The sequence below is a fragment of the Pseudomonas sp. GL_139_B genome (genome assembly GCF_057834475.1).
The window spans coordinates 5,446,422-5,458,421 of the sequence record NZ_CM174403.1 but is presented as its reverse complement, the minus strand read 5'-3'; the positions used below and the strand labels follow the sequence as shown (position 1 = coordinate 5,458,421).

Annotated in this window: 6 protein-coding genes; 2 read left to right on the top strand and 4 right to left on the bottom strand. The window is 59.4% G+C overall.

Features of this window, described 5'->3' with window-relative positions:
• Positions 1-161: 161 nt before the first annotated feature.
• Positions 162-4,010: a sensor domain-containing protein gene (locus AC3ISI_RS24965; RefSeq protein ID WP_489334248.1), complete on the bottom strand. Its 3,849-nt coding sequence runs from the start codon at positions 4,008-4,010 to the stop codon at positions 162-164.
• A 285-nt stretch (positions 4,011-4,295) separates the two neighbouring features.
• Here AC3ISI_RS24965 and ettA point away from each other — a divergent pair, with 285 nt between their 5' ends.
• Entirely contained in the window at positions 4,296-5,960 is a 1,665-nt protein-coding gene (gene ettA, locus AC3ISI_RS24960) for an energy-dependent translational throttle protein EttA (RefSeq protein ID WP_489334247.1), read from the top strand.
• Between the two features lie 165 nt (positions 5,961-6,125).
• On the opposite strand, the gene AC3ISI_RS24955 is transcribed toward ettA, so the two are convergent.
• The 3 genes from AC3ISI_RS24955 to AC3ISI_RS24945 all read right to left on the bottom strand — a co-directional run bounded on the left by AC3ISI_RS24955 (position 6,126) and on the right by AC3ISI_RS24945 (position 9,197).
• Positions 6,126-6,620 (bottom strand): GreA/GreB family elongation factor, encoded by a 495-nt coding sequence (locus tag AC3ISI_RS24955; protein ID WP_489334246.1) that lies wholly within the window; start codon positions 6,618-6,620, stop codon positions 6,126-6,128.
• 143 nt (positions 6,621-6,763) lie between these two features.
• Positions 6,764-8,617 carry an Lnb N-terminal periplasmic domain-containing protein gene (locus tag AC3ISI_RS24950; protein WP_489334245.1) on the bottom strand — a complete coding sequence of 618 codons (1,854 nt, stop codon included), beginning with the start codon at positions 8,615-8,617 and terminating at the stop codon, positions 6,764-6,766.
• Between the two features lie 91 nt (positions 8,618-8,708).
• Positions 8,709-9,197 carry a DUF3015 domain-containing protein gene (locus AC3ISI_RS24945; protein ID WP_489334244.1) on the bottom strand — a complete coding sequence of 163 codons (489 nt, stop codon included), beginning with the start codon at positions 9,195-9,197 and terminating at the stop codon, positions 8,709-8,711.
• A 279-nt stretch (positions 9,198-9,476) separates the two neighbouring features.
• On the opposite strand from AC3ISI_RS24945, the gene AC3ISI_RS24940 reads away from it, so the two are divergent.
• Positions 9,477-11,915, top strand: coding sequence for a Lon protease family protein (locus tag AC3ISI_RS24940; RefSeq protein WP_489334243.1), 2,439 nt, complete (start codon positions 9,477-9,479; stop codon positions 11,913-11,915).
• Positions 11,916-12,000 lie beyond the last annotated feature (85 nt).

Genomic DNA, 12,000 nt, shown 5'->3' with positions numbered 1-12,000 from the left:
AAGTGGGCTTCATGAAGGGATCAGCGGTGATCATGCTGGCCTCTTCGCGAGCAGGCTCGTTCCCACAGTGGATCTTCAGCGTTCGCAAGTTTTGTTTACACCCGAAAACTCTGTGGGAGCGAGCCTGCTCGCGATAGGGCCATCAGCCCCACCACAAAATCTCAGTCAAACATGAACAGCGCATCATTGCTGAACTGCGCTTCAAACTGGCTGGGCGGCATCGGCCGGCCGAACAGGTAGCCCTGAACCTCATCGCAACCATGCTCACGCAGGAAATCCAGTTGCTCTTGGGTTTCCACGCCTTCGGCGATCACCGCCAGGTTCAGGCTGTGAGCCATGGCGATGATCGCCCGGGCGATTTGCGCATCCTGTTCACCGGACGGCAGGCCATCGACAAACGTACGGTCGATTTTCAGCACGTCGATCGGGAATTGCTTGAGGTAGTTGAGGGATGAATAACCGGTTCCGAAGTCGTCGACCGCGATGCTCAGGCCGAGGTTTTTCAACCCGGCGAGAATCTGCATCGCCTCGCTGACTTCGCGCATCAGAATACTTTCAGTCAATTCCAGCTCCAGGCATGCTGGCGGCAGACCGGTTTCCTTGAGGATGTTGGCGATCCGCGTGCCCAACTGGCCGTCGGAGAACTGCCGCGCCGAGATGTTCACCGAAACCTTCGGCACGCGGACCTTGGTCTGGTGCCAGGTCTTGAGTTGACGGCACGCTTCGCTGATCACCCAGTCGCCGACATCCACCACCAGGCCGAGCTCTTCGAGCACCGGAATGAAGTCTCCCGGCGGCACCAGACCTCGTCGCGGATGACGCCAGCGCAGCAAGGCTTCGGCACCGGTCAATCGTTTGCCATCGCCGCTGAACTGCGGTTGGTAATACAGCACGAATTCGTTCTGTTCGAGGGCATGGCGAAGGTCGCTTTCCAGCTCCAGCCGCTCCAGGGCGCTGGCGTTCATGTCCGCCTGATAAAACTGGAAGTTGTTCTTGCCGCGTTCCTTGGCGTGGTACATCGCGGTGTCGGCGTTCTTCATCAATTGGCTGAGTTCGTTGCCGTCTTGCGGGCTCAGGGCGATCCCGATGCTGGCCGTGACGAAGAACTCGCGGCCTTCCAGCACAAAGGGTTTCACCAGGCTGGCGAGAATCTGTTCGGCCACATGAATCGCCCGGTTCAGAGCGATTTCGCGGTTGACCCGTGGCTGCAGCAGCAAGGTGAATTCGTCGCCGCCCATGCGTGCCACGGTGTCGTCATCATCGACGCAGCCGAGCAGGCGCGTGGCCATTTCCTTGAGCATGCGGTCGCCGGCGGCGTGACCGAGGGAGTCGTTGATCGGCTTGAAACGGTCCAGGTCGAGGAACATCAACACCACCCAGGATTTCTGCCGCTCCGCCGATTGCAGCGCGGTGTGCAGGCGATCCTGGAACAGCGTGCGGTTGGGTAGATGGGTCAGGGCGTCGTAGTAGGCGAGGCGGTGAATCCGCTGTTCACTGGCCTTGCGTTCGCTGATGTCGCTGAAGAAGCACACGTAACTCGCCAGATCACCTTCATCGTCGAGCACCGCCGTGATACCGACCCAGGCCGGGTAGTGTTCGCCGTTGCGTCGCTTGAGCCAGACCTCGCCTTCCCAGGTGTTGTTCTGATGAAGTTGCTTGAGCACGTAGCGCAGATGCGATTCCTGCTGCTCGTCGACAGTCAGCATATTCGGCAACTGATCGAGTACCTGTTCCACGGCATACCCGCTGACACGACTGAACGCTTCATTGGCCTGAACGATGTAACCGGCCGGATCGGTGATCAGAATGGCTGAGGTCGAGTGTTCAAATACCGTGGCCGCCATGCGCAGGTCTTTCTCGGCCCGGCGCTGCTGGCTGATGTCGCGACCGACACCGAGCACTCCTTCGAATGCGCCGTGTTCGTCCCAGACCAGCACCAATCGCAGTTCGATGGGAATCTTGCGGCCGTCGGCTCGCAGGCAATCGAACAGGAACAATTGGGTCTGCACCTGGCTGCGCAACAGCGCCAATTGCTCGGGTTTATCCAGCGCTTTGCTGACCCGGTCCATCAGGCTGAAGATGCCAGTCAGTTGTTGCGGGTTGGCGATGATCGATTGCCAGCCGTTCTGGAAAATCCACTCTGCGTCGTAACCGAGCACTGCCTGCACCGAAGGGCTGACATAGTTGAGCGACAGCTTGCTGTTCGTGGAGAAAATCACGTCGCTGATGCTTTCGGCGAGCATCCGGTAACGCTGCTCGCTGTCGCGCAACGACTCACTGGCTTCGATCTGGTCGGTGATGTCCTTGGCCACACCAATAATGCGCGTGACCTGATTGTGCTTGTCCCGTGCCAAGGCTTGTTCGCGAATTTCGAACCGCCGCCATTGGCCATCACGGTGGCGGAAGCGCAGTTGGCACTGCATCAATTGGCTGTAACCACCCTGGCGCTGGATCTGGCGTGAACGGTGGTAGAAATCGGCGTCTTCGGGGTGCAGCAGGATCTCCCAGAAATACTCACCCATTTGATGCAGTTCGGTGCGGTCGTAACCCAGGGTGTGCCCCAGGTGGTGGTTGCTGAAAATCATCCGCTGGCTGATCACGTCTTGCACGTACAGGTGATCCGGCACGGTGCGCACCACATCGGACCAGAAGCTTTCGCGCTCCAGCAGCGATAGCTCGATCAGTTTGCGGCTGGTGATGTCGGTGATACTCAGGATCACGGCTTTATAGTCGTGCTGATCGACTGGCAGACGCAGGACCAGCCACAAATGCTGATCGCGGTCGTGGGCGTCCTGCAGTTTGATTTCCAGCTCAAGCTGCTTCTGCTGGTTGAAAACCGCTTCTAGCACTTGATTGCCGATGGCGGTGCCGTCCAGCGGGTTGCCGTCGATCAGCAAGTTCCAGGCTTGATCACAGGACTTGACGTTGAGCAATTGCAGGGCAACCTGGTTGACCTCGGTGATGCGCAACTCCTGAAGCAGTTGCCGGCGCTGTTCCGGGGAATCAAGCCGGGTTTGCAATTGTTCGCGGCTGTGCAGCTGAGCCTTGTCGAAAAAGCTCTGGAGCCCGGAGACGTCGAGTACGCAGAGGGCAACGCCGGTGCCTTCGAAAATGTCCTGATAGCGTCGACGACCCTCATTCAGTTGGCGTTGACGCCGGCGCATGTTCAGCAGCGCAATGAATGGCAGTAGAGAAAGCGCCAGGCCCAGCAGGCATTTGCCAATGAACGCCGGCAGCAAGTCTTCGAGCACGCGTTGCCGATCAAACAACCCACGCAGTTGCCAGTCGCTGTTGCTCAAGGGAACGGTCAGCACGCTGCTGGCCAGTTCATCTGGTGTCAGCACGGCAGGCTTGCTTGAGGGCAATGCATCATCGCGGCTGATGATCTGGCGATTGATCCGGTTTTCCACCAGCCACAGTGGTCGGATACCGGTTTCATCTTGTTTGGTCAGTGTTGAGAAAAAAGTCGGCGACAGGCGCAGGGCCCAATAGCCTCGAGTGCTCCCGCTGGCTTGATGCAACAGAAGATGCACCACCGAACCGTCATCGGCATTGCTGAAGTAGTGTGCCTGAGCGTGACTGCGCCGCACCAGTTCACTCAGGTAATCAGCGTCTTGGTTGTCCTCGGCGCTGTCACTGAGGATTTTTCCAGAGGGGCTGAGCAATGCCAGGCTGCGCAGCTCGGGCAATGACCGTTGCAGCTTGCGCAGCAGCGCCTGCTGTTCGTCGGTGCTTTGCGGTTGTTCGATGATGGGTAACAGGTTGAGGGCTATCTGGGCGTTGAGTGCCATGTTCAGGCTGACTTGCGCGGCCAGATCGGCGGTGTAATCAATGGTGTATTGGCGCTGGCTTTTCTGGGTTTCTCGAAACTGGTCCAGCAACTGCCAGAACAGCAGGGCGAGCAGCAACAGGACGAGGGTGGCCAGTGTGCCCTTCAACGTTCCGCGCAGGGGTGAGCCGGTTGCAGGGCTGGGGGCGCTCACGGAAACGGGCGGGGTGACGTTAGGCAAACTGAAATCCTGCGGTTTGACCGGGCTGGTGCGCCGTGCACTATAAGTCGGACGCCCGAAGGGCGGCTAGCATGCCTTGAGTTGTGGCGAAGTGCCAGTCCCGCTCGGCTGGACTGCCATCTGTCAATCAGGTAGCTTTGCCGGTTACGCGGGAGCGTTCCAGCTCCTAAAATCAGACTTTTTCAGCGCGCACGTATTGATAGCTATCATTCGGACGACGCGCACAGTCTGGCCGGGCTTCGCCTGCGCTCCAATCAATCATCTGTCACTGACCCAAGGTTCTCCATGGCTCAATACGTCTTCACCATGCATCGGCTGGGCAAAGTTGTTCCGCCGAAGCGGGAAATCCTGAAAAACATTTCCTTGTCGTTCTTCCCAGGCGCCAAGATCGGTGTACTCGGCCTCAACGGTTCGGGTAAGTCCACGCTGCTGAAAATCATGGCGGGCGTCGACACCGAGTTCGAGGGCGAGGCCCGGCCGATGCCCGAGCTGAACATCGGCTACCTGCCACAGGAACCGATCCTGGATCCGACCAAGACCGTGCGTGAAGTGGTCGAGGAAGCGGTCAGCGTGATCAAGAACGCCCAGGCACGCCTGGACGAGGTTTACGCAGCTTACGCTGAAGAAGATGCCGACTTCGACAAACTGGCGGCAGAACAGGCCAAGCTCGAAGCCATCCTGCAAGCCAGCGATGGTCACAACCTGGATCGCCAACTGGAAGTCGCCGCCGATGCGCTGCGCCTGCCGGCATGGGACGCCAAGGTCGAATTCCTCTCCGGTGGTGAAAAGCGTCGCGTGGCCCTGTGCCGCCTGCTGCTGTCTGCCCCTGACATGTTGCTGCTCGACGAACCGACCAACCACCTGGACGCCGATTCCGTCGCCTGGCTGGAGCACTTCCTGCACGATTTCCCGGGCACCGTGGTTGCGATCACGCACGACCGGTACTTCCTGGACAACGTTGCCGGCTGGATTCTGGAACTCGACCGCGGCGCGGGCATTCCGTACGAAGGCAACTATTCGGGTTGGCTTGAAGCCAAGTCCGATCGTCTGGCGGCCGAATCCAAGCAGCAATCGGCTCACGAAAAGGCCATGAAGGAAGAACTGGAGTGGGTGCGCAAAGGCGCGAAGGCCCGCCAGTCGAAATCCAAGGCCCGTCTGCAACGCTTCGAAGAAATGCAATCGCAGGAATTCCAGAAGCGCAGCGAAACCAACGAAATCTACATTCCGGCCGGTCCGCGCCTGGGCGACAAGGTCATCGAATTCAAGAACGTCACCAAGGGCTACGGCGATCGCGTGTTGATCGACAACCTGTCGTTCTCCATGCCTAAAGGCGCCATCGTTGGCGTGATCGGCGGTAACGGTGCCGGTAAATCGACCCTGTTCCGCATGTTGATGGGCAAGGAACAACCGGATTCGGGCAGCATCGAAGTCGGCGAAACCGTACAGCTGGCGTGCGTCGATCAGAGCCGCGAAGACCTGGACGGCAGCAAGACCGTGTTCCAGCAGATCTCCGAGGGTTCGGACCAGATCCGCATCGGCAACTACGAGATCCCGTCGCGTACCTACGTCGGTCGCTTCAACTTCAAGGGCGGCGATCAGCAGAAGTTCGTCAAGGACCTGTCCGGTGGTGAGCGCGGTCGCTTGCACCTGGCCCTGACCCTGAAAGAGGGCGGCAACGTCCTGCTGCTCGACGAACCGTCCAACGACCTCGACGTTGAAACCCTGCGTTCCCTGGAAGAAGCCCTGCTGGACTTCCCGGGCGCCGCCATTGTGATCTCTCACGATCGGTGGTTCCTTGACCGTGTCGCGACGCACATCCTTGCGTACGAAGACGACTCGCAAGCGGTGTTCTTCGAAGGTAACTACAGCGAATACGAAGCCGACCGTAAAAAGCGTCTCGGCGAAGCGGCTGCCCAGCCGCATCGTGTACGGCACAAGAAACTGGCCTGATTGGGGCTGGTTGCATGAAAAGCGGAGCCTTCGGGCTCCGTTTTTTTATGGGCGCTCAGTGATTCCGTGGTGCGGCCATCGCTAGCAGGCTAGCTCCCACAGTGGATTTGTGTCGATCACATAACCCCTGTGGGAGCTAGCCTGCCAGCGATGGCGGCCAAAAGGTCACCCAATCTCAATATGCAAAACCTCAATCACCAAATCCCCCACCGGCCGCTTCCACACCACCTCATCCCCCACTTGTGCGCCCAGCAGCGCCCGCCCCAACGGCGAGCCCCAATTGATCAACCCGCTGGCGGCATCCGCCTGATCCTCACCCACCAACTGAACCCGTTGTTCGCTGCCCTGTTCATCCGCAAAGGTCACCCATGCGCCGATTTGTACCTTGTTGGTCGAGGAGGCAGGCACGACTAATTGGGCGCTTTGCAGGCGCTGATTGAAATATCGCCAGTCACGCTCAAGATCAGCCTGGCGCTGTTTGTCGGCCAGTTCACCTTTCGCGCTCTGTTCATTGATCAGGTTTTGCACCTCGGCGACTTTCGCCTGCAACTGCGCAAGCCCCGCCGGCGTGACGTAATTGGGCTGCGCGCTGACCTGCCGTTCGACCGGCTGATCGGCTTGTGCGGCGGCGTTATCTTCGTTGACGAATGCCCGGCTCATGCTCTTCTCCCGTCTAGTGTTTAGGTCATGGTGGCAGGTATGTAGGAGCCCAGCTTGCTGGCGATGGCATCACCTCGGTCTATCTGAATAACCGCATTGATGCCTTCGCCAGCAAGCTGGGCTCCTACAGGTAAGCGGGGTGGTCAGTAGTGATACCACTTCACCTCAAGCATCACTTCATTCTCCGGGGTGGCGAGGTGGCTGAATTCGCGCTGGGCGCTCAGGCGCAGGCCCAGGTTGCGTGACAGTTCCCATTGCTGATTCAGGCTGATGTTGCGGCGCACCTCGCCATTGGTGAAGAAATCGCCTTTGCTCTCCAGACTGAAATTGCCCAGCGGGTTATTCCACAGTACACCGGTATTGAAACCCGCCGCCGGGGCGATGAAACCGGCGAAGTCGTTGTTGTGTTCAATACGTGCGGTACCCAAGGCAAAACCTAGCACGTCGTCGCCCAGTTGCCAGGTACCGCCGCCACCGCCGTTGATGTGGCTGACCAGGGTTTCGTCGTCATGTTTGCCCGGCACCCGTTCCAGGCCGCCAGTCACCTGCCATGACAGCGGTTGCAGCAGTTCGTTGCGGGGGGTGAAGGAGCGAATCGTCGCCAGATCAAGCTGCTGAAACTGCCAGTGATTGCCTTCGTACTGGCGCAGTTTCATTTGCAGGATTTCAATTTGTGCGCCGAGCGGGAAGCTCTCGGCGTTGTCGTTGAGATCGTGATAGGCCATGCGCAGGCCGTATTCGCCGAACGCCCTGTCACCCCGGGTGCCGACGCCGGCCTGCCAGGTGCGGGATTCATGGCCATCCTCGGGCAGGCCGGGTTGCGGGATGTCCAGCTCCGGTGGCGGGTTCTGGTTGATCGCCCGCAGCAATTCGAAACTGCGCTGAGCCTGGGCGGGGTCGCGTTCCTGGCCGTTGGCACGGTAGCGTTCCAGACGATAGGCCGCGTCGATGATCAGCGCCTGGCGATCCTTGGGTTGCGCCCTGAAGGCGGGTTCCTGCAACTGTTTCTGGTCAGCGCTGACTTTCAACACCCATTGCAGTTCATCAGGATTCAGCGGTTCGGCACGACTTAACAACTCACGCTCGCGGGACGGGCGATATTGAATCGATTCCACCAAACCGGCTTCTTTCACGGCTTTGACCGTGTCGGTAGGAATCGCGGTCAGCGGGAATTGCTCGGTCAGCCGCAGACTGGGGCGCGCCACTTGCAGCAATTCCAGCAGGCGATAGGAGCAGTTTTCGTCGAAGAAGAAATAGTCGAACCGGACCTGCTTCAGCTCCCAGACGTGCTCGACCATGCGTTCGGTTTCTGGCGGGGTCAGGTTCAGCCGGTATTCCCACAAATCACGGTTCTCAAGGCTGCGGTATTCCGAGAGTTTTTCCTGATAGGGCACTAGCGAAAAAAGCCCCGGATAGCCACCCATCAAGCCTTTCCAGGCGAAGAGGATGCTGTTGTCCGAACCTTCGATGAAGGCGCCGAAGTTGATGGCGTAACTGAGCAGGGCCGTGTGGTCGCTTTGCACATCCGCCTGGTCGATGCGCAGCAACGTGTGGCCGAACATTGATGACGGACTGTTCAAATAAGCCGCCGGAAAAATCATCACCGCACTGTGTGGCGAGACGTCCTTGAACCATTGCTTGAACTCGGTGCAGGCTGGCGTCGGCAAGCCGGTCAGGTTGAGCTGCGACTTCAACCAGCGGGTGCGGGCCGGATAGACACATTGGGCGTGTTGTTCGCCGGCACTGACCGGGGCGTACAACGCTTGTACGGTGGCTGCCAGTTCACGGTCGGGGTGTTCGTTGCCGTCGGGCGCCAGGAAGAACTTCTTGCCGCTGATATAACTGCGCCAGCCGCCGAGCTTGGCGGTTTCGTAGTGTCCCAGGGAGATCCAGAAGGGGTCATTGGCCAATTGCTGCAAACGTTGAGGGTCGAAGTGCGGCGCAGCAGACAGCGGGGCGCAGACACAGAGCGCCAGCCAGGCAAGGCGTTTGAGCATAGTGGGCAACTTAAGTCGAAAAAAACAAAGACCCAAAGAGGGGCGGGCCAAAAAAAAAATCCGCTCCCCGAAAGGAGCGGGCGGCTCGAGCTTAAGCTTGAGTGGCGTACTTGGCCAGACGCGGATCGTTCTTCAGAACGGCCAGGGTGTTGGTATGCACGTCTTCAGCGGTCACATCCGCCTTGCTGAAGATTTGCTGGAAATGCTCGTGAGTCACGGCGGCGAAATGCGCACGGTCTTGCGGCGCAACCCCCAGGACCACGGCGTAAGTGGTCAGCGCTTCGCCCTGACCTTTAGCCATGTCTTCGGACAACTCGTTCATCATGCCATTCATGGCAAACCAGGATTTGCCGCCGTAAGTCAGCGACGAATTTGTTGCGCAGCCGTTAGTGCCGGAGGTCATACCGAAGGTTGCGTTGCCGGATGTGCCGTTGGTGATGGAGGCCATGATGTGAGCCGGGGTGCCACGCTGACCTGTGAACAGCATGTTGCCCCATCCGCAATCCGGGCCGCCTGGGGCTTGCGCCATGGCGTTGAGGGATACAACGGTGAAGAGAGTACCGAGAAGAATCCGTTTCATAGCTATGTTCTCTTTGTGTGCATACCGATGGACAAGGGGGACTGGTGCCAATTCGACGCCAGTTAGGCCGGTTATAAGTCCAGCCGCGCAGTTTGGAGTTTAGGCGCGATCCCCGGGTTCCGTGATTTTTCGCAAAACATCCGCTGAAATCATTGATTTAGCCCCGGCCCGCCTGGGGATGGCAGTTTGTCTATGCTTTGGCTGGAGGCGCGCCTTGCAAGTGAGGTATGGGCAGCGCCAGAATGCCGCTATCTGCCCCGCCTGATGTAAGGAAGCCCGATGCCTGATCCTGTTGCTGCCAGCTTGCGTCTAGCGCCCGAAGCGCTGACCCGTCCGTTTTCCGCTGAACAGTTCAGCTTCTCTACCACCAATGATCTGGAGCCCTTCCGCGGTGTGCTTGGCCAGGAACGTGCGGTCGAAGCCTTGCAGTTCGGTGTGGCCATGCCACGCCCCGGTTATAACGTCTTTGTCATGGGTGAGCCTGGCACCGGCCGGTTCTCGTTCGTCAAACGCTACCTGAAAGCCGAAGGCAAGCGCCTGCAGACCCCGGCGGACTGGGTCTACGTCAACAATTTCGATGAGCCGCGCGAGCCTCGCGCCCTGGAATTACCGTCGGGCACCGCCGGTGCTTTCATCGGTGACATCAATGGCTTGATTGACAACCTGCTGGCAACGTTTCCGGCAGTGTTTGAACACCCGTCCTACCAGCAGAAGAAAAGCGCCATCGACCGCGCCTTCAACCAGCGCTACGACAAGGCATTGGACGTGATCGAGCGCCTGGCCCTGGAAAAGGAAGTCGCGCTCTATCGTGACGCCAGCAACATCGCCTTTACCCCGATGAGCGAAGGCAAAGCGCTGGATGAAGCGGAATTCGCCCAGTTGCCGGAAGCCGATCGCGAACGTTTTCACGAGGACATCTCCGGCCTGGAAGAGCGTCTGAACGAAGAACTCGCCAGCCTGCCGCAATGGAAGCGTGAATCGAGCAATCAACTGCGCCACCTCAACGAAGAAACCATCACGCTGGCGTTGCAGCCGTTGCTGTCGCCTTTGTCGGAGAAGTACGCCGAGAACGCTGCCGTGTGCGGTTACTTGCAGGCGATGCAGGTTTACCTGCTCAAGACGGTGGTCGAGCAACTGGTGGACGACAGCAAGACCGACGCCATTGCCCGCAAGCTGCTGGAAGAGCAATACGCGCCGAGCCTGGTGGTCGGGCATTCGGCCAGCGGCGGTGCGCCGGTGGTGTTCGAGCCGCACCCGACTTATGAAAACCTGTTTGGCCGCATTGAATACAGCACCGACCAAGGCGCGCTGTACACGACCTATCGGCAACTGCGCCCGGGTGCCTTGCACCGGGCCAACGGCGGTTTTCTGATCCTTGAAGCGGAAAAAATGCTCAGCGAGCCGTTCGTCTGGGATGCGCTCAAGCGCGCCCTGCAATCGCGCAAGCTGAAAATGGAATCGCCGTTGGGTGAGCTGGGCCGTCTGGCCACCGTGACCCTGACGCCGCAGCACATTCCGTTGGCGGTCAAAGTCATCATCATCGGCGCCCGTCAGCTGTATTACACGTTGCAAGACCTCGATCCGGACTTCCAGGAGATGTTCCGCGTCCTGGTGGACTTCGACGAAGACATCCCGATGGTTGACGAGAGCCTGGAGCAGTTCGCCCAGTTACTCAAAACCCGCACCTCCGAAGAAGGCATGGCGCCGTTGACGGCGGATGCGGTGGCGCGTCTGGCGACGTACAGCGCGCGTCTGGCCGAGCACCAAGGGCGTTTGTCGGCACGCATCGGCGATCTTTTCCAGTTGGTCAGCGAAGCGGACTTCATTCGCCACCTGGCTGGCGATGAAATGACCGACGCCGGGCACATCGAGCGTGCGCTCAAGGCCAAGGCCACCCGCACCGGGCGCGTCTCGGCGCGGATTCTTGATGACATGCTGGCCGGGATCATCCTGATCGACACCGATGGTGCCGCCGTTGGCAAGTGCAACGGGCTGACGGTGCTGGAAGTCGGCGACTCGGCCTTCGGTGTGCCGGCACGGATTTCCGCCACGGTGTATCCGGGCGGAAGCGGCATTGTCGACATCGAGCGTGAGGTCAACCTCGGGCAGCCGATTCACTCAAAAGGTGTGATGATCCTCACGGGATATCTGGGCAGTCGTTACGCTCAGGAATTCCCGCTTGCGATTTCCGCGAGCATCGCCCTGGAGCAGTCCTACGGTTATGTCGATGGCGACAGTGCTTCGCTGGGCGAGGCCTGCACGCTGATTTCGGCCTTGTCGAAAACACCACTCAAGCAGTGCTTTGCGATCACAGGCTCGATCAACCAGTTCGGCGAAGTGCAGGCGGTAGGCGGGGTCAACGAGAAGATCGAAGGCTTCTTCCGGCTCTGCGAAGCGCGCGGGCTGACCGGCCAGCAAGGGGCGATCATTCCGCAAGCGAACGTTGCCACGTTGATGCTCGACGAGAAGGTATTGGCGGCGGTGCGCGCGGGGCAGTTCCATGTTTACGCGGTGCGTCAGGCGGACGAGGCCTTGAGCCTGTTGGTCGGCGAGCCTGCCGGTGCGCCGGATGAGAATGGCGAGTTTCCGGAAGGCAGCGTGAATGCGCGGGTGGTGGAGCGACTGCGCGTGATCGCGGAAATGATCAGCGAAGAAGACCTCAAGGAAGCCGAGAAAGAGATGGCGCAAGAGGCGTTGGCAGAAACAAAACCGGCCTGATACAAACAATCTCAGGCTTACACCAACCCCCTCCTGTGGGAGTGAGCCTGCTCGCGATGACGGACTGACATTCAACTTTGATGTT